The sequence below is a fragment of the Bradyrhizobium sp. CCBAU 53351 genome (assembly GCF_015291745.1).
Taxonomy (GTDB): domain Bacteria; phylum Pseudomonadota; class Alphaproteobacteria; order Rhizobiales; family Xanthobacteraceae; genus Bradyrhizobium.
This window is the reverse complement of the sequence record NZ_CP030059.1, coordinates 278,677-302,758: the sequence shown is the minus strand read 5'-3', so window position 1 is coordinate 302,758 and position 24,082 is coordinate 278,677. Positions and strand designations below refer to the sequence as shown.

General features: G+C 66.1%; 22 protein-coding genes and 1 tRNA gene. 11 read left to right on the top strand and 12 right to left on the bottom strand.

The genetic code is table 11. The features are described from left to right. Positions 1-37: 37 nt before the first annotated feature. On the bottom strand, positions 38-253 hold the full coding sequence (locus tag XH83_RS01450) for a cysteine rich repeat-containing protein (protein ID WP_194405339.1): 216 nt from the start codon (positions 251-253) through the stop codon (positions 38-40). Between the two features lie 165 nt (positions 254-418). Continuing rightward, positions 419-772, bottom strand: coding sequence for a hypothetical protein (locus XH83_RS01445; RefSeq protein WP_194405338.1), 354 nt, complete (start codon positions 770-772; stop codon positions 419-421). A gap of 253 nt (positions 773-1,025) precedes the next feature. On the opposite strand from XH83_RS01445, the gene XH83_RS01440 reads away from it, so the two are divergent. Further along, complete coding sequence (locus tag XH83_RS01440; protein WP_194405337.1) at positions 1,026-2,081, top strand: polysaccharide deacetylase family protein; 1,056 nt, start codon at positions 1,026-1,028, stop codon at positions 2,079-2,081. 68 nt (positions 2,082-2,149) lie between these two features. Here the strand turns inward: XH83_RS01440 and XH83_RS01435 are convergent, their stop codons facing one another. The 6 genes from XH83_RS01435 to XH83_RS01410 form a co-directional block, all read right to left on the bottom strand. Then, positions 2,150-2,542 (bottom strand): hypothetical protein, encoded by a 393-nt coding sequence (locus tag XH83_RS01435; RefSeq protein WP_194405336.1) that lies wholly within the window; start codon positions 2,540-2,542, stop codon positions 2,150-2,152. Positions 2,543-2,651: 109 nt separating this feature from the next. Further along, a complete protein-coding gene (locus tag XH83_RS01430) occupies positions 2,652-4,322 on the bottom strand; it encodes a glycosyltransferase family 39 protein (protein WP_194405335.1) in 1,671 nt (556 codons plus the stop codon). A 109-nt stretch (positions 4,323-4,431) separates the two neighbouring features. Beyond that, positions 4,432-4,507 (bottom strand) — tRNA-Thr (locus tag XH83_RS01425). Positions 4,508-4,607: 100 nt separating this feature from the next. Further along, positions 4,608-6,353 carry a heme biosynthesis protein HemY gene (locus XH83_RS01420; protein WP_194405334.1) on the bottom strand — a complete coding sequence of 582 codons (1,746 nt, stop codon included), beginning with the start codon at positions 6,351-6,353 and terminating at the stop codon, positions 4,608-4,610. Between the two features lie 36 nt (positions 6,354-6,389). Further along, complete coding sequence (locus XH83_RS01415) at positions 6,390-7,583, bottom strand: COG4223 family protein (RefSeq protein WP_194405333.1); 1,194 nt, start codon at positions 7,581-7,583, stop codon at positions 6,390-6,392. Between the two features lie 65 nt (positions 7,584-7,648). After that, positions 7,649-8,395: a uroporphyrinogen-III synthase gene (locus XH83_RS01410; RefSeq protein WP_194405332.1), complete on the bottom strand. Its 747-nt coding sequence runs from the start codon at positions 8,393-8,395 to the stop codon at positions 7,649-7,651. A gap of 132 nt (positions 8,396-8,527) precedes the next feature. Between XH83_RS01410 and tsaD the strand changes: the two genes are divergently transcribed. Genes tsaD through XH83_RS01395 form a run of 3 tightly spaced genes read left to right on the top strand, consistent with a single transcriptional unit; the run spans position 8,528 to position 10,999 of the window. Further along, a complete protein-coding gene (gene tsaD, locus XH83_RS01405; protein WP_194405331.1) occupies positions 8,528-9,601 on the top strand; it encodes a tRNA (adenosine(37)-N6)-threonylcarbamoyltransferase complex transferase subunit TsaD in 1,074 nt (357 codons plus the stop codon). A 1-nt stretch (position 9,602) separates the two neighbouring features. Continuing rightward, positions 9,603-10,583, top strand: a complete 981-nt coding sequence (locus tag XH83_RS01400; protein WP_194405330.1) for an NAD(P)H-dependent glycerol-3-phosphate dehydrogenase — start codon at positions 9,603-9,605, stop codon at positions 10,581-10,583. 2 nt (positions 10,584-10,585) lie between these two features. After that, positions 10,586-10,999: an EVE domain-containing protein gene (locus XH83_RS01395; protein WP_194405329.1), complete on the top strand. Its 414-nt coding sequence runs from the start codon at positions 10,586-10,588 to the stop codon at positions 10,997-10,999. Between the two features lie 9 nt (positions 11,000-11,008). Here XH83_RS01395 and XH83_RS01390 read toward each other — a convergent pair whose 3' ends face one another. Continuing rightward, complete coding sequence (locus tag XH83_RS01390) at positions 11,009-12,082, bottom strand: adenylate/guanylate cyclase domain-containing protein (protein ID WP_194405328.1); 1,074 nt, start codon at positions 12,080-12,082, stop codon at positions 11,009-11,011. Positions 12,083-12,183: 101 nt separating this feature from the next. Here XH83_RS01390 and XH83_RS01385 point away from each other — a divergent pair, with 101 nt between their 5' ends. Next, positions 12,184-12,639, top strand: coding sequence for an SRPBCC domain-containing protein (locus tag XH83_RS01385; RefSeq protein ID WP_194405327.1), 456 nt, complete (start codon positions 12,184-12,186; stop codon positions 12,637-12,639). 103 nt (positions 12,640-12,742) lie between these two features. Here XH83_RS01385 and XH83_RS01380 read toward each other — a convergent pair whose 3' ends face one another. After that, entirely contained in the window at positions 12,743-13,909 is a 1,167-nt protein-coding gene (locus XH83_RS01380) for a DNA topoisomerase IB (protein WP_194405326.1), read from the bottom strand. Positions 13,910-14,310: 401 nt separating this feature from the next. Here XH83_RS01380 and acs point away from each other — a divergent pair, with 401 nt between their 5' ends. Together acs and XH83_RS01370 are read left to right on the top strand one after the other, a co-directional pair. Continuing rightward, complete coding sequence (gene acs / locus XH83_RS01375) at positions 14,311-16,257, top strand: acetate--CoA ligase (protein ID WP_194405325.1); 1,947 nt, start codon at positions 14,311-14,313, stop codon at positions 16,255-16,257. 445 nt (positions 16,258-16,702) lie between these two features. Then, positions 16,703-17,218, top strand: coding sequence for a L,D-transpeptidase (locus tag XH83_RS01370; RefSeq protein WP_194405324.1), 516 nt, complete (start codon positions 16,703-16,705; stop codon positions 17,216-17,218). A 54-nt stretch (positions 17,219-17,272) separates the two neighbouring features. Here the strand turns inward: XH83_RS01370 and XH83_RS01365 are convergent, their stop codons facing one another. Then, a complete protein-coding gene (locus tag XH83_RS01365; protein WP_194405323.1) occupies positions 17,273-17,863 on the bottom strand; it encodes a thermonuclease family protein in 591 nt (196 codons plus the stop codon). Between the two features lie 190 nt (positions 17,864-18,053). On the opposite strand from XH83_RS01365, the gene XH83_RS01360 reads away from it, so the two are divergent. From XH83_RS01360 to cysN, 4 genes are all read left to right on the top strand, one after another. After that, complete coding sequence (locus tag XH83_RS01360; protein WP_194405322.1) at positions 18,054-19,769, top strand: methyl-accepting chemotaxis protein; 1,716 nt, start codon at positions 18,054-18,056, stop codon at positions 19,767-19,769. A 154-nt stretch (positions 19,770-19,923) separates the two neighbouring features. After that, positions 19,924-20,940: a sulfotransferase family protein gene (locus XH83_RS01355; protein WP_194405321.1), complete on the top strand. Its 1,017-nt coding sequence runs from the start codon at positions 19,924-19,926 to the stop codon at positions 20,938-20,940. 5 nt (positions 20,941-20,945) lie between these two features. Continuing rightward, positions 20,946-21,908: a sulfate adenylyltransferase subunit CysD gene (gene cysD, locus XH83_RS01350; RefSeq protein ID WP_194405320.1), complete on the top strand. Its 963-nt coding sequence runs from the start codon at positions 20,946-20,948 to the stop codon at positions 21,906-21,908. After that, positions 21,908-23,803 carry a sulfate adenylyltransferase subunit CysN gene (gene cysN / locus XH83_RS01345; RefSeq protein WP_194405319.1) on the top strand — a complete coding sequence of 632 codons (1,896 nt, stop codon included), beginning with the start codon at positions 21,908-21,910 and terminating at the stop codon, positions 23,801-23,803. Before cysD ends, cysN begins: the two co-directional genes overlap by 1 nt. 39 nt (positions 23,804-23,842) lie before the next feature. Here the strand turns inward: cysN and XH83_RS01340 are convergent, their stop codons facing one another. Continuing rightward, positions 23,843-24,046, bottom strand: a complete 204-nt coding sequence (locus XH83_RS01340) for a DUF1674 domain-containing protein (protein ID WP_194405318.1) — start codon at positions 24,044-24,046, stop codon at positions 23,843-23,845. Positions 24,047-24,082 lie beyond the last annotated feature (36 nt).

The window sequence follows — 24,082 nt, the reverse complement described above, 5'->3', positions numbered from 1 at the left end:
CCGGGGGGCGCCGTCAGGCGCGAGCCCGGAATGACCATCACTGCCCGTGCTCGGTCAGCACCTTGTCGCAGCCTTTGCTCAGCTTCGTGCGGTTCTGCTTCAGGCAGGCGAGCACGGCGCCATCGCCATTGTTCATCACGGCACGGCAGAAGCGCGAGACATCGCGCGCGCAGGCATCATGGCCGGGCTGCTGTTGGGCGGAGGCGCTCGATGCGCACAGGAGCAGAGAAATAACGAAAAGAAATCTGGTCATCGCGTAATGCCTCTTGCCCGGAAGGACGTGCGGGGAAGCTAGTGCGATGATCCCACACCTGCAACGCTTTATTGCGAGCAGGAGCCGCGCCGCCGCGTGGCCCCGGCTTGACGCCGGGGCACATCGCGAAGGGAGCTGATCACACGACGATGTGGTCGTGCGCTGTTACTGACTGTCCTGGGCGTCAGCGACCTTGCGCGAGGCGCCCTTGGCGAGATCCTTGTCCATCACCGCGCGGCAGCCGGCGCTCAGGTCCGAGCGATGCTTCATCATGCATGCCGTGATCTTCGGGATGTTGGGGATTTCCGACGAGCACAGGCGGAAGGCATCGCCGGTGCACATCTGCTGCGCCTCGGCCGAGAAGGCGAAGCTCGAGGTCGTCGAGATCAGAGAGACGATGGCGGCAAAGCCCAGAGCCAGGCTTGTGTCGCGGATCCTGCTGGTCAACGACCTGGTGTTCAGAGACGTGGTGCTAAAGGACCTGGTGTCAGAGGACTTGGTGTCAGAAGACTTGGTCATTTGAGGCTCCCATTGGCGCCGTCGCAACGGCGCCCGTTGTTGATGGGAACTACGATGCTCCAGCAAAACAGTTTCCACTGTGATGACAGTCACGCGGCCCGCCTCGATTGTGATCTCAGTCACATTGGCGCACCGCCCTGAAATTCCTCCACAACCGCCGTCGTGTTGGTGTCACGTTAACTGTTACTTCGCATTAATGGCTCGTCGCGCGGGAAATTCCGCAGGTTTGGTTGCGTAATTGGAAAGAGTAGCGATGCGTAATGCGTTGGGCCTGATGCTGGCCAGTGTAGTTGCGGCGGTCGTGATCGCCGCCGGCGGTTGGTTTTATTATTCCGCGCGCGCCGATCAGGGCGCTCCCAAGACAATTGCCGCCCGTGCTGCCGATCCGTTGCCGGCGCCGGCGAAGCTCGCCGCCAGGGATGACGTCGAGACCACCGCGACGGTTGCGGCCAAGCCGGCGGCGATGGCCCAGGCGCCTGCGCCCGCTCCCGTCATGCCGGTGCAGCCGAAGCAGGCCTGCGCCAATCCGAATGCGCTGGGCGTCTCCCGCGTTGTCGAGATCGACACCACCGGCGGCCCCGGCTTCGGCTTCGATCATTTCAAGCAGTTCGACTTCCTCACCGAGAAGGAGGTCGTGCTGACCTTCGACGACGGTCCCTGGCCCGTGAACACGCCGAATGTGCTGAAGGCGCTCGCGGATGAATGCACCAAGGGCCTGTTCTTCTCGGTCGGCAAGCACGCGACCTATCATCCGGAAATCCTGCGCCAGGTGCTGGCCCAGGGCCATACGGTCGGCACGCACACCTGGTCGCACGTCAATCTGAACGGCAAGAAGATGACCGAGCAGATGGCCAAGGACGAGGTCGAGAAGGGCATCAGCGCGGTGAAATTCGCGCTCGGTGCCAACCCTGCGCCGTTCTTCCGCTTCCCGCAGCTTCAGCATAATCCGGCGATCGTGAGCTATTTCGGCACCCGCAACGTCGCGATGTTCTCGACCGACGTGGACTCCTTCGACTTCCGCAAGGGCGCCACGCCGGAGAAGATCGTCGAGACGGTGATGACGCGGCTGGACAAGCTCGGCAAGGGCATCGTTCTGATGCACGATTTCCAGAAGAACACCGGCATCGCCCTGCCGACGCTGCTCGCGCGGCTGAAGGCCGGCGGCTACAAGGTCGTGCAGATGAAGGCCAAGGCGCCGCTGCAGACGCTGCCGGAATATGACGAAGCGATCATGAAGGACATGAAGGTGCCGACCGCGAGCACGAATACGCGTCCGATCTCGAGCGTGGTGCAGACGGTCTCGCAGTAAACGCGACCACCAAGGCGGGAATGCGCATGGCCGGGCTTTTGCCCGGCCATTTGCTTTGGGCAGGCAGCTTACCAATAGATGCCGTGGCGGTGCAGCTCGCTGATGATGCGGCGCTCGGTCCAGCTGCGCTTGGGCTTCGGCTTGTCCGCCCTTGCGGTCTTCCTGGTGGCGGGCTTGGCCGTCGCGGCGGGCGCCGCGGCGGTGGCAGGCGCGGCCGCCGCAGGTGCGGCCGTGGTGGCCGGTGGCGCGGAGAGCGACACGGCCGGCGGACGGTCGGAATATTTCGGCGCCTCGGTGGCCGGCGCTGGCTCGCTCACTTGTGCCGTAGTCGCCGACGTCGGCGTGGTCAGCGGAGCCGGTGCCTGAGCGCCTGACGCTGACAGCGACAGGCTGCGGGAGCCGTCCGCCTGGGCGGATGCGGCGGTCAGGACCATGGCGGCAACCAGAATGATCTTGCGCATGTGAAAGTCTCCCCGTGTTGGCGTGACCGGGACATTACGGGGGATGCGCGTGGGGTTAAGTGATTGGCCTCACACAATCGCGGTACAATTTCGAACCGGCCGGCTGCGCTCAACACCCGCGCCGATACACCCGCAGAGTCACGTCCGGAAAGCTCTTGCTGTCGAGCAGGCAAACGCCCTTCTCCGCGTCCATGCGGGCGATGAGCTCATCGCCGACGCGCGGCCCGACCAGCGTGTGCTGGATCGAGCTCGAGAGCACGAGAATCTCCGACTTCAACAATGCATCGCCCGTTTCCTGCGCGCTCCGGAAATACAGCTCGTCGCGTACGACGAGATTCATCTTCGCCTGCGCCGCGTAGAGCTGGATGGCCGCCGACGTCACCGGATAAGGGCTGGAGAAGCCGACATAGAGCGGGCCGGGCGCTTGCGGCTTGATCTCGCGCAGCAGCGACCAGAGCCGTCCGGTCGCGCGGCGGATGCTCTCCTGCTGCTGCGCGCTGAGCGGTGTCGCCGTGCTGATCTGACCGATGACGACGTGCCTGAGAAAGAGCTGAAGAACAAAGGCGAGCGCCAGCACCCGACAGGCGGTGAGAAGGTAGCGGCGGATGTCGTTGCGGAGGCCGAAACGGATGAGCAGCTCTTCAATGAGCGCCATGCTGGCGCAGCCGTTGAGCACCATCGCGACGATGAACACGCCATAGAACATCGCGCCGAAATAATAGGTCTTGATCGCCGCGACGGAGGGAATGGCATAGGCGATCAGCACAGCCGCGAGCAGAACGACGGCGTCGCGCAGCGCGGCGCTTCCGCAGATGACCGCCAGCACCAGACGCAGCAGCATCAGGCCCGTCCCGATGGCGAACCAGTAATGCAGGCCGAACTGACCTTCTCCGCCGATCGAGAAGCGCAGCAAACCGGCCGAGAAACTTTCGCCTGTCGTCCAGAGGTCGCGCTGACCGACGAAAACGTGAAGGATGTAGGTGACGGTCTCGACCAGTGCAGGCCCGATCAAGAGGGCCGTTGTCGCAAGCAGCGGCAGCACGAACCACAGCAGCGCAGCGAGCGCCTTGCGGATCGAGATGCGCAATCCGCCCGCCTCCAGGCAATCGACGAACAGCCGGATCGCAAATGAACTGCCGAGCAGAGCGAGCGTGGCAAAGAACGCGGTCGGCTTGATGCTGACGGCCAGTGCGCAGGCAATGCCGAGACCGGCCAGGGCACGTGCGCTCCGATCGAGCACGCCGCGGTGAACGATCGCCCCGGCAGCAAGGCCAATGGCAAGACCCGACGGCAGATCCGGTCGCGCCTCGGTCACCGTGTGCCACAGCACCGGGACGCAAGCGACCGCGATCAGGCACGCCGCGATCTCGAGCACCGGCCGCCGCCACGCCAGCCAGACGATCCCGAGCAGAAATGCAAAGACCAATACGGCGTGGACGAGATAAGGCCCGATGAAGCTGCCGGGAAACAGCGCAAATCCCGTGATCGCCACCATCGTCGAAAACGGCGCGTGGTCGTGAAGCAGAGTCCAGCTACTTGCGGCGATGCTCCGGTCACCGACCGCATTCATCCACCTGATGGCATCCAGGAAATAGGAGACGTCGTCATAAAGCGGGGGAACGGACAACCGCCCGCGCAGCTGCGAGGTATCGAGCGATCTCGCGGCGACGATGGCGGTGATGCCGGCGGTGAGACTGACGAAGCCGAAGATCCGCAGCCATGCAATCCAATTCGTCCTGGCCGTCGTCTCGGTACCCACCACTTGCCCCGTTGCGCGCATTTCCGTCCCCACGCATCGTAGTGACACGAGGGCGGAGCGCAACGCGCGGGCCGGCCTCAAGGAGCAAAGCGCTGGCGCTGGTTGGAAGGACCGGGATGAACCGAGGCGCTGGTGCCGCAAGAGGGATTCGAACCCCCGACCCCGTCATTACGAATGACGTGCTCTACCGACTGAGCTATTGCGGCGAACCCTGCCGGGGCCCGGGCGATGCCGGCCCCGATACGCGCGCTCCTGATATCGGGCATGGCCCGAATTGGCAAGGACAAGCCGGCTTCGAAATGCGGCTCACGCGCCCCAGCGGGACCAGAATCCGCGCCAGCCGCCGGCCTGGGCCTTGGGCGTGCCGATTTGTTCCGTAAATTCATCGCTCGGACCCTCGTCGTCGATCCCGGGATCGTCGGGAGCCCGGACGATCGGGACGACCGCGGGAATCGGCGCCGGCGCGGGTTTGCCGAGATCGGCGCGGGTCCGGAACACCGGTGTCGCCGCCGGCGGCGATGATTCGGCGGGCTCGGGAGCCGGCTGGACCGGTTCGGCGGCGGCCACTGCGGCCGGCTCTTCTTTGGCGTTCGGAGGCGAATTGTCCTGGGCGGCCGGCACGGGGGCTGGCTCGGGCTCGACTGCTGCCGGTTCCGCCGGGCTTTCGCTGGGAGCCACCGTCACGCGCTTCGGCGGCGGGGCCGCCAGCATGGCCTCCTCGAAGGCCGAGGATTCGATCGTGGTGCCTTTGTCCGAGGGCAGGCTGGCGACCGGCGTCTGCCACTGGAACGCATCGAGCCGGCCGGTGACCGGGGAGACCGGGCGCCAGCGGTCGCTGACGTAACCGTCCGCAGTCCAGGCGGGATCGTGACGGGCGCGCACCGCGCGCAAGGTCCAGGCGCGGGCGCGGCCGCTATCGCCGTGTTCGGCGCGCTCGATCTCGGCCATCAGCAGCGCAACGCGCTGGGTCGGGTCATTGACGTAGGGCGCCAGCACCTCGCGTGCGCGGGCGAATTCGGAGGCGTCGATCGCGGCACGCGCGATCGCGAGCTGGCCCTCGACATGGCCTGACTTGTCGGCGGGCGTCTTGGCCGCGAGCGTCTCGACCCGCTGCAGGCGCTGGCGCGCGGAATCACCGAGCTTCACATGGGCGTAAGCATCGGCGAGATCGGGGTGCGGATTGGCGAGCCAAGCGGCCTCGACCAGCTTCATAGCGCGGCGCACCTGATGCGCCTCGCTCTCGAATTTCGCGGCGAGCACCGCAGCCGGCACCAGGGTCGGCGCGAGCTTGATCGCTTCCATCACGCTCTCGCGCGCGACGTCGCGGTCCATGGTTTCCAATTCCAGCGCGCGCGCCGTGAGCAGCACGCCGCGCTGGCGGCGATAGGCCGGCTTGTCGATCAGGCCTGCGGACAAATTCGAATCGAGGATCGCGAGCGCGCCGCTCCAATCGCCGCGCGCGCAGCGGAAGCCGAGCACCGCATGCGAGGCCCAGGTCGAGGACGGCGACAGCTTGATCGCTTCCTCCGCGATCATCACCGCGCCGACCGCATCGTCGGCACGCTGCGCCTCGATGAACAGGCCGCGCAGCCCGAGCAGCCGCGTGTCCTCGCGCTCGGCCATGGCGCGGAAGGCGCGCTGCGCCTCATCGCGATTGCCTTCGAGCTGCGCCGACTGCGCGTGCAGCAGCAGCGCAAGCGGATCGTTCGGCGCGTGCCGCCGCGCAGCCTCGGCGTGACGGCGGGCCAGCGCGGTGTCGCCATGGCCGATCGCGAGCAGGCCGTGCGTGATGGCGTGGCGGCCCTTCGCGTGGCGCTTGTCGTGGCGGCGCCGCCGCAGACGCCCCGGCATACGCCAAATCGTCGTCAGGATGCTCCAGAGCAGGACGACCGCGACGGCGAAGACGCCGAGAAGCAGCACGAACGCTGGAATGGTCGGCGAGGCGCGCCAGGGGCCCCAGGTCAAGACCACTTCGCCGGGCTGGTCGGCAACCCAGGCCGCGCCGGCCGCCGCCAGCGCAATCAGGACGAGGAAGAGGACGATGCGAAGCATGACGATCCCTATACGCGCTGATTGTTGCGCGAACCTTTATTGAGCAGATTTGGCGAGATCCGCCATCGCATCGTCGGCGAATTTGCGTGAGGCGGCGAGCGCGGCGTCGCGGGCATCGGCCTTGTCGAGCCAGGCCTGTGCCGGTGCGCGATCGGCCTCGGGCAGCGCCTTGAGCTCGCGCCGCGCTTCCACGAAATCATTGCGCAGCGCGGCCGCCGTGACGCGTGCCACGATCGCGCCACGGTCGTTGCCCACGCCGTCAGTGCGTTCGATGCGGACCAGTTTTGACGCGCCTGCCTGAAGGCGCTCGACGATGCCGGCACTCGCGGCCGGGGCTTCCGCCGGCGGCGACAGTTTCGGCACGATGGTGAGCAGCTCGCGGCTCAGCGCGACCGGCGTCGGGATGCCCGACGATGCAAACGTGTCGAGCGGCTTGAGCATGTCAGGCTTGGCGGCAAGCGTGCGCGCCGCGGACAGCTGCGACTGGTAGGGATCGCCATGGCGAACGGCGACGTCGAGCAGCGCCGCGGCCACCACGAAGCGCAGCGGCTTGTCATCCCTGGCTTTTGCATCGGCGATCTTCTCGCCCTGTTGCGCGAGCTCGGCCCGCTCCGTCTTGCTGGCGCGCTCGAGCTGCGCGATGCGCTCGTTGAGCGCGGCAAGATCGGGCGCGGCCGCGGCGGGGCTCGACTTCGTGTCGTTCAGCGCGTTCGCGGTCTTGTCGAACTGCGTACGTAGATTGGCGACGTCGCTGCGCAAGCTGTTTGCGGACTTCTCCAGCGCGTCGATCCGCGCCGCCATAGCCGGATCGGGGACAGGCTTGCCGGCCCTGGCTTCGACCGCCGCAACACGGCCGCTCAGCGCATCGACCGTCGCCGTGGTGACTTGCGGCGCCGCCGGCGGTGCCTGCACGGCGGGCCAACCCAGCATCCAGCCGACCGCGATGACCACCGTTGCTGCGACAGCGCCGGAGAGCGGCGCAATGACCCAGGGCGAAACCGACGACACGGGAGCCTGCGCTTCGACGGGCTCCGGCTCTGCGTCAACCTTGTCGGAATTTGCCTGCTCGGGCGCAGCCTGTTCCGGCGCCGGCGCGGCCTCCGGCTCAACCGCCGTCTCCTGTGGCTGGGTCGAGACTTCGGTGGCTTCAAGATCAATGGTGGGCGGAATGCGCTTGGCACGACCGCTGTCGGGCGCCAATCCTGCGTCTTCAGGCTTGTCGTCGGCCATCGTGACGGTTCCTCACACTTCCATACCTGGGTAGATCAGATTGCGTCGGATTCGGACCCGACCTCTTACGCCAAACGGGTGCGCAAAGCACGCTCCAAGGTGCCAAACAGGGCGTTTTCATCCGGCGTCTCCGCCACCAGGACCTGTGACGCGCCAGCGTCGCGCAGCACGCTCGCGACCGTCGCGGACAAGCAGCAATGTGGTATGGCGAGCGCCGAGATTTCGACGCCTTCGTCCCTGGCCGCATCCAGGAACGCCCGGGCGCTGCGCCGGGAGTAGTGCAGCACCGCCTCGACCCCGTGAGCGGCAAAGCCCTCGCAGACCGCGCGGGGCAGATGCTTGACCGGAATCATCCGATAGGTCGTCTGCGTGACCACGGAAAAGCCCTCCGCGTCGAGCTCGCCGCCGAGGTCGCGCGACAGATCCGCGCCCGCGAGATACAGCAGCGTGCTCTTTTTCTTCAGCACCTTGTCGCGGGCGCTCTGCATCACCTTGTCGCGCAAGGAGGCGGCATCGCCACCGGCGACGATCACCCGGACAAAGCCGGCGTCGCGCGCCGCAGCGGCCGTATGTTCGCCGACCGCGAACAGCGGCAGCTCCAGGAGACCAGGGTCCCGCAATTGTGGCGCGACGGCACGGATCGCGTTGGCCGACGTGACGAGGATGGCACCGTAGGGAGCTTCACCTTCGTCGTGAAAGGCGACCGGCTCGAACTTGAGCGCCGGCGCAAGCAGCACCTCGTGCCCGCGCGCGCGCAGACTTTCCGCCGTCGCTTCATTGTCGGGATGCGGCCGTGTGACAAGAATGGACATCGCTGGTGTTCCCGAACCAATTGGCGGTGACGCATGACCGATTGCGCTATCCGGCCCCGGAATGCTACCGGACGTACCAGAACTCTGCTTTACGGATGAGCGCAAGGGCGCAAATTGGATAACAATTCGCCAATGCTGGTACTCGGCATCGAAACCACCTGCGACGAGACCGCCGCGGCCGTGATCGAGCGCGCGTCCGACGGCAGCGGCAAGATCCTGTCCAATATCGTGCGGTCGCAGATCGAGGAGCACGCCCGCTTCGGCGGCGTGGTGCCGGAGATCGCCGCCCGTGCCCATGTCGACCTGCTCGACGGTATCGTCGATCGCGCCATGCGCGAGGCCGGAATCGGCTTCAGCCAGCTCGGCGGTGTCGCGGCCGCCGCGGGGCCGGGCCTGATCGGCGGCGTCATCGTCGGACTCACCACCGCGAAGGCGATCGCGATGGTGCACGACACGCCGCTGGTCGCAGTGAACCATCTGGAGGCGCATGCGCTGACGCCGCGCCTCACCGATGCAATCGAATTTCCCTATTGCCTGTTTCTCGCCTCCGGCGGCCACACCCAGATCGTCGCGGTCACCGGCGTCGGACAATATGTGCGGCTCGGCACCACCGTCGACGACGCGATCGGCGAGGCCTTCGACAAGGTCGCGAAGATGCTGGGCCTGCCTTATCCCGGCGGGCCGCAGGTCGAGCGCGCGGCCGCAAGCGGCGACGCCGCTCGCTTCGCTCTTCCGCGTCCGATGCAGGGCAGACCCGACGCCAATTTCTCGCTGTCGGGATTGAAGACGGCGGTGCGCACCGAGGCGAGCCGGCTCGCCGAGATCACACCGCAGGACATCAGCGATCTCTGCGCGAGCTTCCAGGCTGCCGTGCTCGAATCGACGGCGGACCGGTTGAGTGTCGGCCTAAAACTCTTCCGCGAGCGGTTCGGCGCGCCCCGCGCCCTCGTCGCCGCCGGCGGCGTCGCCGCCAATCAGGCGATCCGCGGCGCCCTCGACGACGTCGCAAAGCAGGCCGGGACACAATTGATCATGCCGCCGCCCGAGCTCTGCACCGACAACGGCGCGATGATCGCCTGGGCTGGCGCCGAGCGCCTCGCGCTCGGCATGACCGACACGATGGATGCACAACCGCGGGCGCGCTGGCTGCTCGATGCCAACGCAACGGCGCCGGCAGGCTACGGCAAGACGCGGGCGGGATATTAAAATGTCTGCGTTCAAATCCGTCGCGGTGATCGGCGCGGGTGCCTGGGGCACGGCGCTGGCGACCGTGGCCGCGCGGGCGGGGCGCGCCGTGACGCTGTGGGCACGTAATGCCGAACATGCCGCGCGGATCGCCTCGACGCGCGACAACCCGCGGCTGCCCGGCGTCCGAATCCCGCCCGAGATCATTGTCACGAGCGATCTCGCCGAGGCGTCGCGCGCGGACATGCTGCTGATCGCAGCGCCGGCGCAGCATGTCCGCGGCGCCGTCAACATGCTGGCGTCGCATCTGGTACGACCGGCACCGGTCATTGCCTGCGCCAAGGGCATCGAGCACGGCACCCACAAATTCATGACCGACGTGATCGCGGAAGCCGCGCCGAGCGCGCTGCCGGCTATCCTGTCGGGCCCGAGCTTTGCCGACGACGTCGCGCGCGGTCTGCCGACGGCGGTGACGTTGGCGGCAGGCGACGAGACGTTGGCGAGCGCGCTCGTGCAAGCGTTGGGCTCGCCGACATTCCGTCCTTACCACTCCACCGACATTCGCGGCGTCGAGATCGGCGGCGCTGCCAAGAACGTGCTGGCGATTGCGGTCGGGATCGCGGTCGGGCGCAAGCTCGGCGCCTCCGCCCAGGCCGCGCTGACGACGCGTGGCTTTGCCGAGCTGACGCGTCTCGGTCGCGCGCTCGGCGCGCGCGGCGAGACGCTGACGGGCCTGTCCGGCCTCGGTGATCTCATTCTGACCTGCTCGAGCCCGCAATCACGCAACTTCGCCCTCGGACTCGCACTCGGCCGCGGCGAGCAGCCGCCCGCCGGCAAGCTTGCCGAGGGCGAATTCACTGCGCCGGTGCTGGTCGAACTCGCAGCTTCGCAAAACATCGAGATGCCGGTATCAGAAGCGGTCGCGTCGATCCTGAGCGGCCGGAGCACGATCGACGCCGCGATCTCGGGGCTGCTGACGCGCCCCTTCAAGTCAGAGGAATAGATATGGCGTACTGGCTGGTGAAATCCGAACCGTCGGTGTGGTCCTGGGACCAGCAGGTGGCGAAGGGCGCCAAGGGCGAGGCCTGGACCGGCGTGCGCAACTACACCGCGCGCCAGCACCTCGTCGCCATGAAGAAGGGCGACAAGGCGTTCTTCTATCATTCCAACGAAGGCAAGGAGATCGTCGGCATCGCGGAGATCATCAAGGAAGCCTATCCGGATCCGACCGACAAGACCGAAAAATTCGTCTGCGTCGACATCAAGGCCGACAAGCCCTTGAAGACTCCGGTGACGATGGCCGCGATCAAGGCCGACAAGAAGCTCGCCGACATGGCGCTGGTGAAGTATTCGCGCCTCTCGGTGCAGCCGGTGACGGCGGAGGAGTGGAAGCTCGTCTGCAAGATGGGCGGGATGTAGTCTCTCACCTCACGGCAAAGCGAACACCTCGCACGGCGCGGCGATGCCGCGCAGCGAATGCGATCCGAGCGCGACCAGCGGCATGTCCGTCTCGGCGGCGAGCGCGCCCGATACCAGCACGGTTCTTCCCAACGCCTTGCACAATCCCTCGAGGCGGCTGGCAAGATTGACGGCGGGACCGATCGCGGTGAAATCGAGCCGATTGGCCGCGCCGATATTGCCCCAGAGCATCTCACCGAGATGCAGCGCGGCACCGAATGCCAGCGGCGGCAGGCCCTTGGCGCCGCGCTCGGCGTTGAGATAGGCCATCCCGGCCTCGGCGGCACCTGCCGCACGCAAAGCGGCCTCGCAGGCCCGTCGCGGCGACGCCTCGACCACAGGAAAGATCGCCAGCACGCCGTCGCCGATGAATTTCAGCACCTCGCCGCCGAAAGCGTGAACGGCGCCGGCGATGCGATCGAACCAGGCGTCGAGCGCGGCAATGACCTCTCCAGGCGGTGAGGTGTCCGACAACGTCGTGAAATTGCGCAAATCCGCATAGAGCAGCGCGGCCTGAATGGTCTCGCCGAGATCGCGCCGCAGGGGTGCCGCCAGCACCCGCTCGGCGCTGCGCTTGCCGAGATAGGCATCCAGCGTCGCCCGCAACGTGGCGCGCGCGGCGAGCACGGCGAGGGGCGTTGCAGCAAAACGCGCGGCCTGACGCAATTGCCCGATTTCATCTGCGGTGAACGGCCGCGGCCCGATCCAGCCGAGCAGCGGGCCGTCGGGCCGTCCGACGGCGTCTTCGTGCACCTCGCCGCGCGCGATGTCGCGTAACCAGCGGCGACCGGCATCGTTCGGCGGATCCGGTGCGAGCCCGCCCGGCGCGAAGCCGAGCGCTTCGATCACCTGGCCGCTGTCGGCACGCCACAGCCAAGTTCGCTTCGCGATCAGCGGATGCGGCACTTCCAGCGTCAGGGCGCCCGCCGCGAGCGGCACGCCGTCGGCCATCAGATGAGCGCCGAGTTCCGCGAGCAGGCGGTCGGCCCCGGCACTGTCCGAGGCGACATCGACAAGCCAGGCGAGCGTCGGCGAGAGCTGCATGGTCCGATCATGACGAAGGCGGGCCGGGTTTGTCACGGGCAATCCTTGACGGGCCGCCCGGGCGCCGCCATGTCGTGATGTCAGCGAAGGGATGATGGCCCATGACTGAACCGTTCATCGTGCGACGCGAGACCCATATCGCAGCGCCACGCGCGACCGTTTTCGCTTACCTGACCGACCCCGAAAAGATCTTGAGCTGGATGGGATCCGACGCGACCACGGAGCCGCATCCCGGCGGGCTCTATCTGCTGAGGGGCGTCGGCCCGCGCGGCGGCGTCGCCCGCGGTGCTTTCCGCGAGGTCGTGCCGGTGCACCGTCTGGCCTACACGTTCGGCTGGGAGGGCGGCCAGGAAGTGCCGCCGGGCTCCAGCCTGATCGAGATCGACCTGATCGAACGCGATGGCGGCACGCTGCTGCGCATGACCCATAGCGGCCTGCCGAGCGAAGCGCAGGCCGCGGCGCACGCGACGGGGTGGGGGCATTATCTGGGTCGGCTGACGATCGCAGCCGCGGGCGGCGATGCTGGTCCCGATAACGGCGTCTCGACCAAGCCGTAGCTCTGTGGGGTCGGCAGAGCGTCGCGCGCCCACCATCCTGCGGTTGGAGAGGTGGGCACGGCGCTAAGCGCCTTTGCCCATCCTCCGGCGCTGCCTTGGCCCGTTACACCGCCGCGGTCGCGACGACCTGCGCCAGCAGTTGCTCGCGCCTTGCCTGCGAGCGCTGGCCCTTCATGGTCGCCGCAAAACGTTCGAGGATTCCGTCCTCGAAGGCGGTGACGATGGTGTCGTGGACATAGCTCTTGCGGCAGATCGCCGGCGTGTTCGAGAGCTTGTCGGCGGCGGCGCGGATCGCGTCGAGCACCTGCTTCTTGCGGCCGCGCTGGCTGGTCGCCGGCGTGATCCGCGACAGCGATTCCACGACGACGGCCGAGGCCATCAGCGTACGAAAATCCTTCAGCGAGATCTTGATGCCGGCGATCTCGCGCAGGAACGCATTCACCTGCGTGGTGCTGACAGCGCGCACGATGCCGTAGGCATCGCGATACTGGAACATGCGCTTGCCGGGGACGCCCTGCAGAATACCGATGGCGCGCACGAGCTTGGCCGCGTCGCACTCCTTGCGTACCGCCTTGCCGCCCTTGGCCTTGAAGGTCAGCACGAAGCAATCGTCTTCCAGCGTGACGTTGGACTTCAAGAGCGTGGTCGCGCCGCGCGTGCCGTTGAGGCGGGCGTAGGATTCGTTGCCGGGGCGGATCGCGGTGCGCGCGATCAGCTCGATCACGGCCGAGAGCGCGAATTCACGCGTCGGCTCGTCGCCCGACAGGAACGCCGAAACCTTGCGCCGGATCTTTGGCAGCGCGCCGACGAGCTTCTCCAGGCGATGCGCCTTGCGATGCTCGCGGACCTTCTCCCAATCGGCGTGATAGCGATATTGCAGCCGGCCCGCCGCATCCCGGCCCACGGCCTGAAGATGCGAGCTCGGATCGGCCGAGTAGCGCACCTCGCGATAGGCCGGCGGCACCGCCATGGAATGCAGCCGGCGGATGGTGCGGGCGTCGCGGATGTGCGCGCCGTTGGGACGGACGAAGGAATAGCCCTTGCCGCGCTTGATGCGGCGGATGGTCAGCTCATTCTGGTCGCCGAGCCGCAGGCCAAGCTCCTTGGCGAGCGCCTCGACCGTCGCGGGCGCGGTGTCGTAGGTCTTTTTGGGGCTGGGACGCCTGAAACCGGTCGGTTTCGGCCACTGTCCGAGGGCTTTGGCCAGCGCAATGGCAGCAGGATCGGCCGAAGCGGGCCGTATCGTCCCGAGATTCTGCTGATCCATCATAGTCTTATGCCTTAGCCCTGTCTGTTACCGGTCAATGCCGCTGTTCTGATTTTTGTTCCAAGGGGTCTCTTCGGACCCGGGTTGGCCATTTAGGGTGTTCCGAACCGTATTGCGAGTCCCGAATCAGTGACAGGCGGTTTCTAAATACCTCCCGGAATGCATGGAGGCTCTGCGCAGGCTTGCTCCATGGTCTGAGTAAACTCAGTGAAAGCCGCCCACGGGCCTGTTTCAGATCTGCGACAATCGCAGCAGGTGGCCTTGATCCTCCGCATGGTCGGCGGCCCGCCGAAGGTCCAGCTTGTGCTCCTTGTCGGGCCCGGTTAGCCCGACGCATAATCAGTCAATGATCAAGTCGGCTCGCCAGTCGCTAGCGTTCGGCCTGCCGTATGTGGAGGGAAAGCATGTCCGAGAAGATCTACGACGTCCCCGCGGAGTGGGCGAAGCGCGCCTGGGTCGACCAGGCCAAGTACCAGGAGATGTACGCTCGCTCGATCTCGGACCCCAACGGTTTCTGGGCGGAGCAGGCCAAGCGCATCGACTGGATGCACGCGCCCACGAAAATCGAGAACGTTTCGTTCGCGCCCGGCAACATCTCGATCAAATGGTTCGAGGACGGCATCCTCAACGTCGCCTACAATTGCATCGACCGGCATCTCGCCAAGCGCGGCAACCAGACCGCGATCATCTGGGAAGGCGACGATCCCTCGCAGTCCAAGCACATCACCTATCAGGAGCTGCACGACGAGGTCTGCCGGATGGCCAACATCCTGCGCACCCGTAACGTCAAGAAGGGTGACCGCGTCACCATCTACCTGCCGATGATTCCGGAAGCGGCCTATGCGATGCTCGCCTGTGCACGCATCGGCGCTGTTCACTCCGTGGTATTCGCGGGCTTCTCGCCGGACTCACTCGCCCAGCGCATCAATGACTGTAAATCCAAGGTCATCATCACCGCGGACGAAGGCCTGCGCGGCGGCAAGAAAGTGCCGCTGAAGGCCAATGTCGACGCGGCGCTGGCCAAGACCGATGGCGTCGACTGGGTCGTCGTCGTCAAGCGCACCGGCGGCAAGGTCGACATGAACCCGACGCGCGACCTCTGGTATCACGAGGCGGCGGCCATGGTGACGACGGAATGCCCGGTCGAGCACATGCACGCCGAGGACCCGCTGTTCATCCTCTACACCTCAGGCTCGACCGGCCAGCCCAAGGGCGTGCTGCACACCTCCGCCGGCTATCTCGTGTTCGCCTCGATGACGCATCAATACGTCTTCGATTATCATGATGGCGACATCTACTGGTGTACCGCCGATGTCGGCTGGGTCACCGGTCACAGCTACATCCTGTACGGGCCGCTGGCGAACGGCGCGACCACGCTGATGTTCGAGGGCGTGCCGAATTACCCTGATAATTCCAGGTTCTGGAACGTCATCGACAAGCACAAGGTCAACATCTTCTACACCGCGCCGACCGCGATCCGCGCCTTGATGCAGTCGGGCGACGAGCCGGTGAAGAAGACCTCGCGCGCCTCGCTCCGCCTGCTCGGCTCGGTCGGCGAGCCGATCAACCCGGAAGCCTGGGAGTGGTATCACCGCGTCGTCGGCGACGACCGCTGCCCGATCGTCGACACCTGGTGGCAGACCGAGACCGGCGGCATCCTGATCACGCCGCTGCCGGGCGCGACCAAGCTGAAGCCGGGCTCGGCGACGCAGCCGTTCTTCGGCGTGGTCCCCGAGATTGTCGACGCCGACGGCAAGGTGCTGGAGGGCGAAACGTCGGGCAATCTCTGCCTCACCCGCTCCTGGCCCGGCCAGATGCGCACCGTCTATGGCGACCATGCCCGCTTCGAGCAGACCTATTTCTCGACCTACAAGGGCAAGTATTTTACGGGCGACGGCTGCCGACGCGACGCCGACGGCTATTACTGGATCACCGGCCGCGTCGATGACGTCATCAACGTCTCCGGCCATCGCATGGGCACCGCGGAAGTCGAGAGCGCACTGGTCGCACATGAGAAGGTCTCGGAGGCCGCGGTGGTCGGCTTCCCGCACGACATCAAGGGCCAGGGCATCTACGCCTATGTCACCCTGATGGCCGGCATCGAGCCGACCGAGGATCTGCGCAAGGAGCTCGTGACCTGGGTGCGCAAGGAGATCGGCCCGATCGCCTCGCCCGACCAGATCCAGTTCGCGCCGGGCCTGCCCAAGACCCGCTCCGGCAAGATCATGCGCCGCATCCTGCGCAAGATCGCCGAGGACGAGCCGGGCAGCCTGGGCGACACCTCGACCCTGGCCGATCCCGCCGTGGTCGACGATCTCGTCAAGAACCGACAGAATCGTAGACCGGCGTAAGGCAGGCTCTCGTGCCCCGGACGCAGCGCAGCGCCTCTTTGGCGGTGCGCTGCTGAGCCGGGGCCCATCTGACGAGGGAACGTGCGGCCTGCTGGGTCCTGGCTCCGCGCAGCATGCGCCTTGGCGCTGCAGCGCGTCCGGGACACGAGAGTGCATCACCCTCCAACGCGCTCCCCAAAACAACAGCCGTTCACATCCTCACGCGCTTGTCAGCGCGCGCCGCACGGCGCCCGCATCTTTCCCGCCGAGTGTTGTTTTCAGGTCATTTACTTTATTTCGAACATTTCCTTTGTTCCCCCTGCTGACCGGCCTTCGGAGGCCGCGCGTGGAAACCATCCGGTTAACGGGCGCGGTTAAGAATGTCCCTCACAAGGACTTGGCGCGGCGGCGATTGCCGGGTTCTGCGTCATTCTGGACGATCCGTTTTGGGGCAAGGGGGAGATCGATGTCGATGAGGATTGCGGTGGCGATGGCCGCCACCATCGGGGCTGGCGTCTTGATGTCGAATGCAGCAGAGGCGCGGCCGGAAATGGTCGGGACGCATCTGGCTGACTATTCGCCCGGCACCATTGTGGTCAAAACCAGCGAGCGACGGCTCTATCTCATCGTCGGTAACGGCCAAGCCGTGCGTTATCCGGTCGGCGTTGGCAAGGCCGGCAAGCAGTGGGCCGGTACGACGAAGATCGACGGGAAGTATCGCAACCCGGCCTGGGCACCGCCGGCCGAGGTCAAGCGTGACAAGCCCAACATTCCCGACATGATTCCGGGCGGCTCGCCGCGCAACCCGATGGGCGTCGCGGCGATGACTCTCGCCGGCGGCGAATATGCCATCCATGGCACCAACGTGCCGGGTTCGATCGGCGGCTTCGTGTCCTATGGCTGCATCCGCATGCTCAACGACGACATCACCGATCTCTACGGCCGCGTCTCCGTCGGCACGACGGTGATCGTGACGCGCTGATCCCGCGATCAGCCGCGACAGCAAAGGGCCGCGTCTCCGGACGCGGCCTTTTTGTTACCAGAAGCGCCAGCCGCGTGCGCACCAGCCGTCGCGATGTCCGCCATTGTAGCTTCGCGCAAAACCGCCGGCGAGCAGCGCCGCCGAGACGTTCGCCGTCCGCCGGGTCGCGACGTCGGCGAGCACGCGGCCGTATTTGTCGGGGCCGAGATTGGTGATGGTCACACCGCCCTGGCCAAGCAGACCGCGCAACGCACGGGCCGCTGCTTCCGCCTTGTCCAGCTCCTCCTGGCAGGACGCCTTCAGCTCGGGCGCATCAATGCCGCGCAGCCGGACGCGCACGACGAGATCGCGGCCGTCGCGCTGACGAACACGCGCCAGAAACGTATCGCCGTCGATGGTGCGAACGACGTCTACGGGCTCGCGGACATCGGGATGGCCCGCCTGCCGGAGAACGATCTCGGCATCCCCGGTGCGGTCGCCATCGCTCCGCGGAACAAGCCAGTCCGTTCCATGGCGGAACGTCAGCACGACGGCCAGCACGATGCCCACCACGAACATCCACGGCAACAATCCGGAGAAGTGCCGACCGAACGGCGAACCGCTGAACTGTGGCCGATAGGAACTGGGACGATCGGGGAAACGCATCAACTCTCGCTAAGACTGAGTCGGGGAACTCACAAGCGGGGCTGCAGCAGGCCAGAACCGGCAACAACCTCTGCAAGAAAGTTCCGGTCCCCACTACGTCAGCCGTAGTTCTACTGGAGATCCGCGAATATTACCCAAATCTCAATCATTGGTTGCGAATACGTGTTACGGGTAACGCGAGGAGATTGCGGTGAGGTCTTTCAGATTTCGCATTGGAACGAAGCTCGGCATCGTGACGGGCGTGAGCATCGTGCTGGTCTGCGGCATGCTGACCAACCAGATGCTCGGGAACCGGTCGATTGCTGAATCCAATCGCCTGGTCACGATCAACTATCTCAACAAGGGCAATGCCCAGGCGACGCAGACCGCGATGGCGCGGGCGCAGCTCGCAGCTCTCGAGATCGGTTCCGCTGCGACGGCCGGAGAGGTCGACAAGCTCCTGGAGAATCTCCGCGCACGAGCAAGCGAAGCCGGTGCGGAAATCGATGCCGCGACGGAGCGGGCGACCCGGAAGGTCACCCAGGACGCCTATCGTGAGACCAAGAAATTTGTCGATGCGTATCTGGCCAGCGGCATTGAACTGGCCGTCGCGCAAAAGACCGTCATCAGCGCCGCCGGCAGCGCCAGGACTGCAGCCGAAGCGGCGAGGGCAAGCATTCTCGCCGAGCTTATGCGTCCGGCAGCGCTCGAAGTCGGCAAACGTATCGACGATCTGGTTGGCGTTGCCAACGAATTCGCCGCGCGCCGCAAGGGCGAGATGCTCGCCGAACTGGATCGCGTCGCCAATTTCGCATTGATCGTCGGCGTATTCGTCGTTCTCACGTTGATCGGGTCCGCAGTGTTCTCCGTGTTGAACATCGCCCGGCCGATCCGGCGTATCGGCGACGTGCTCCTCCAGCTCGCCAGCGGCAACAAGGCGGTCGAGATCCCCTACACGCGCCGTGGCGATGAAGTCGGCGACAACGCTCGCGCGGCTCAGACCTTCAAGGAAAATCTGATTCGCATCGAGCAGATGGAAGCCGAGCAGAAGAATCTGGAAGCTGCAGCCGCTGCTCAGCGTAAGGAGGAGATGACCAAGCTGGCCGGCGTGTTCGAAGCCGCCGTGGGTAGCATCATCGGCTCCGTGTCGGCAGCCTCCCAACAGCTCGAGGCTGCCGCCGGCACGCTGTCGGGAACCGCGGAAGAGACTCAGCAGCTCTCCGGGATGGTCGCGGCCGCTTCGGAGGAAGCGTCGACCAATGTCGGAGCCGTAGCGTCGGCCGCCGAAGAAATGAGCACGTCGGTCGTCGAGATCAGCCGCCAGGTCCACGATTCCAGCCGCATCGCCGGCGAAGCGGTCAAGCAGGCCGAGCGCACCGACATCCGGATCAATGAACTGCTCAAGGCGGCCGGCCGAATTGGCGACGTCGTCAAATTGATTACGGCGATCGCCGAGCAGACCAATCTCCTGGCGTTGAACGCAACGATCGAGGCGGCGCGCGCCGGCGAATCCGGCCGCGGCTTTGCAGTCGTGGCGAGCGAGGTCAAAGCGCTTGCGGCGCAGACGGCGCGAGCGACCGAGGAAATCAGCGCGCAGATCGCCGGCATGCAATCGGCTACGGAGGACTCCGTCGGCGCAATCAAGGAGATCGGCGCGACCATCGCCCGCATCTCCGATATTTCGACGACCATTGCTGCGACGATCGAGGAGCAGGGTGCGGCCACGGCCGAGATTGCGCGAAACGTCAGCGAGGCCGCCAAGGGAACCGTGGAAGTCGCGGACAAGATCGCCCAGGTCAGTCACGGCGCGAGCGCCACCGGCGCGGCGTCGGGACAGGTGTTGACATCGGCGCGTTCGCTCTCCAGCGAAAGTGCCCTGTTGAAGACCGAGGTGGAGAAGTTCCTCAACACGGTGCGCGCGGCATGAATCCGCAAAGCGGCAACATATCTCCGATGCTCGTCGCATAGAGATCGCGCCTCCGGGATTGCCCGGAATTGTTAGGCACCGTCAGCAACTGTAGGTTGGATAAGAACCCACGAGCAATTGCTCGTGGAACTCCCAGCCGTGTGGGTCCCCCAACATGAACATCGACGCAACAGCCGATTCGCTCGAACGAATGGCCGATCTCGTTCGGCAGCAGCATCATTCCCTCGACACCATGCCGTTGTCGCCAGTGGGCGAATTCCAGACCAGAACCGTCACCCTCGCGACGTTGATGCGCGAAGTGACGGACTGCCTCGCCGGACATTTCCAGCATCGCTCCGCGCAAGACTTTCCGATGCTCTATTTCGCATGCGGCAAGGCCAGGGTCGGATCGACTGCTCTCAGCAATCTGTTCGGCATGACCGGCATGCCCTCATATTATCAACCGCTGAAAGCGATCCTGCGCGAGGCGCTGGTCGGCCGTCCGCTGACGCCCTGGGTCATCCCCTCGGCGACCGACGAGCCGCACATCTTCAGCAAGGAAACGATCGGGCCCTACGTGCTCGCCGAGAGCTTTTTCAATCCGTTGCAGCTCCTGATCGACGCGGGCTATCCGCGGCACCGCCTGCATCTCATCATGCTCGATCGTGAGCCTGCGAGTTCGCTGGCGTCATGGCTCGAGAAGCTGATCTCGCGCGCGCCCGCAGATACGTTGCTGCGGCACTACGTCGTCGCCGCGCTCAGCGCGGCCCGCGTCGCAAGCTACGCCCGGCAACAGGGCGTTCCCGTCACCCACTACGTCTACGAGGTGAGCAAGGAGGCTCTATCCTCGGTGCGCGTCTTGTTCGATCGCCTCGGCCTTTCGAGCAGCTTCACCGAGCATGCCGTGACGTCATGGCGGGAACCGGGGGACGTTCAAGCGAACAACGCACGCGTCATCTTTCCGAGCGAAGCGACGATCTACAAGGTGCCCAATCTGCACACGTCCGACAGCGCCTATCGCTATCAGCGCCGCGCGACGGCCTCGGTGAGCGAAGCCCAGCTGGAAATTCTGGAGCGCTGCGGCGTCAATGACGCCTATCGAGCCTCGGTCGCGGCATGCGTTCGCGATCTCGGCCTCAATGCCGCAATCTCCGCGGACCTGTTCGGCGACTGGTTCGCTGAGGCCGCGTGATCAGCATGCTGGAGTGCCCCACGACCGCCGAACCCGCCTTCGCTGAAAGAACGGGCGGCGAGCAGCGTCACGCTGCCAGCCATCTCCGCCGCCTGGAGGCGGAGAGCATCCATATCCTCCGGGAGACAGCGGCCGAGTTCCGCAAGCCGGTCATGCTGTATTCCATCGGCAAGGACTCGTCGGTGCTGCTGCATCTGGCGATGAAGGCGTTTCATCCCGGCAAGCCGCCGTTTCCGCTGCTGCACGTCGACACGACCTGGAAGTTTCGCGAGATGATCGCGTTCCGCGACCGCCGCGCGCGCGAGCTCGGCGTCGATCTGATCGTCCATACCAACAACGACGGATTGCGGGAGGGGATCGACCCCTTCACCCACGGCTCGGCCCGCTACACCGACGTCATGAAGACGCAGGCGTTGCGGCAGGCGCTCGACTTTCACGGCTTCGACGCCGCGATCGGGGGCGCACGGCGCGACGAGGAGAAGTCGCGCGCCAAGGAGCGCGTGTTCTCGCACCGGAGCGCGGCGCATCGCTGGGATCCGAAGAACCAGCGGCCCGAGCTGTGGAGCCTGTACAACACGATGCTTGCGCCCGGCGAGAGCATGCGGGTGTTTCCGCTGTCGAACTGGACCGAGCTCGACGTCTGGGACTACATCCTGCTCGAAGACATCCCGATCGTTCCGCTCTATCTGGCGGCCTCGCGTCCGGTGGTCGAGCGCGACGGCGCGTTGATCATGGTGGACGACGAACGGATGCCGCTGCTTGCAGGCGAACAGCCGCAATGGCGCTCGGTCCGGTTTCGGACCCTGGGCTGCTATCCGCTCAGCGGTGCCACGATCTCGACGGCGGCAACCCTGCCCGAGATCGTGCGGGAGATGACGGCCTCACGCACCTCCGAGCGGCAAGGACGCATGATCGACCGGGACAGCCCGGCATCGATGGAGCGCAAGAAAGCGGAAGGCTATTTCTGATGTCCTATCACGAGGCCCCCACGATCGCCGCCTCCGGTGCGCCGCGGCTGGATCAGGACGACCGCCCGACGCTGCGTTTCGTCACTTGCGGCAGCGTCGACGACGGCAAGAGCACGCTGGTCGGCCGACTGCTCTACGATTCGAAGACACTGCTCGACGACCAGCTCGACGCGCTGGCGTCCGAGAGCAAGACCGTCGGCACCACCGGCGGCGATCTCGATTTCGCGCTGCTGGTCGACGGCTTGCAGGCCGAACGCGAGCAGGGCATCACCATCGACGTGGCCTACCGCTTCTTTGCCACCAAGCTGCGCCGCTTCATCGTCGCCGACACGCCAGGCCATGCGCAGTACACGCGCAACATGGCCACCGGTGCATCCAACGCCGAGCTCGCCGTGGTGCTGGTCGACGCCCGCAAGGGCGTGATCACGCAGACGCGGCGCCATAGCCACATCCTGTCGCTGCTGGGTATCCGTCACGTCGTGCTCGCCGTGAACAAGATGGACCTGATCGGATTCGACGGGGATCGCTTTGCGGCCATCACCGCCGAATATCTCACCATGGCCGGACAGCTCGGAATCTCGCAGGTCCAGTGCATTCCGATCGTCGCGCCCGACGGCGACAACATCGTCGCGCCGAGCGCGCGGATGCCCTGGTACAGCGGCCCGACCGTCACGGCCTATCTGGAATCGGTTGACGTCTCCGGCGCGGTCTCGCAGCAGCCGTTCCGGCTGCCGGTGCAATGGGTCAACCGGCCGAACGCCGAATTCCGCGGCTTCTGCGGGCGGATCGCCAGCGGAACGATTGCGACCGGCGAGACGGTCGCGGTGCAGCCCTCGGGCCGTCAGACGCGCGTCGCGCACATTCTCACGCCTGGTGGCGAGCGCGAGCGCGCGGCGGCGGGCGAATCGGTCACGCTCACATTGGCCGACGAGATCGACGTCAGCCGCGGCGACGTGCTGACGGCGGGAGCCGCGCCGCAGGTCTCGGACCAGTTGGCCGCCCATCTCGTCTGGTTCGACGACGAGGCCATGGTCGCGGGCCGGCGCTATTTGCTGAAATGCGGCGCGGCCTCGACCGGAGCGGTGATCACGACGCTCAAGCACCGCATCGCCATCGACACCATGGCGCAGGAAAGCGCCGAGACGCTCGGTGCCAACGAGATCGGCTACGCCCATCTCAACCTCGACCGTCCATTGGTGTTCGAGGCCTATCGCGACAACCGCGACATGGGCAGCTTCATTCTCATCGATCCGATCAGCCACCGCACGGCCGCCGCGGGAATGATCGACCTTTCGCTCCGCCGCGCCACCAACATTCATTGGCAGCGGCTGGCCGTGGACAAATCGGTGCGGGCGCGGCTGAAGCAGCAACGGCCCTGCGTGCTCTGGTTCACGGGGCTGAGCGGTGCCGGCAAATCGACGATCGCCGATCTCGTCGACCGCAGGCTTGCCGAGCTCGGCCGCCACGCCGCGCTGCTCGACGGCGACAACCTTCGCCACGGCATCAACCGCGATCTCGGCTTCTCCAGCGCGGACAGGGCGGAGAACGTCCGGCGTGCCGCGGAGATCGCCGCGCTGTTCGTCGACGCCGGCATGATCGCGCTGGTCGCGCTGATCTCGCCGTTCCGCAGCGAGCGCGAGCTGGCACGCCAGCGGGTCGAGGCGGGCGAATTCATCGAGATCCACGTAGCGACCCCGCTCGCCGAATGCGAACGCCGCGATCCCAAGGGACTCTATCGCAAGGCACGGGCAGGCGAGATACCGGCGTTCACCGGCATCGACGATCCCTATGAGAGGCCGCAAGCGCCGGAGATCACCATCGACACCTCGGAGCTGTCGACCGACGCGGCCTGCGATCGCATCATCCGTTACCTCCGCGACAATCACTATCTGTAGCGTCCGGAGGCAGGCACGATCGGCGGGATCGGCAACGGCTCAGAAGTCGGAGGCGATGCCCTTGCGCTCCCAGTCGCCGTAGCGGGTCGGCTCGGGTCCCTTCGGTCCCTGCAGCTCCTTCGCCTTGGCCTCGCCGTTGGCCTCCGCGGCGGCAGCCTGCCGGCGTGCCTCGGCTTCGGCCAGCGCGCGCTGGGCGGCCGGCGACAGCTGCTTGCGATCGGGGACGGGAGGCTGGTCACTCATCGTCCGGTCTTCTAGCGCAGGACGCGCCCCATTGCG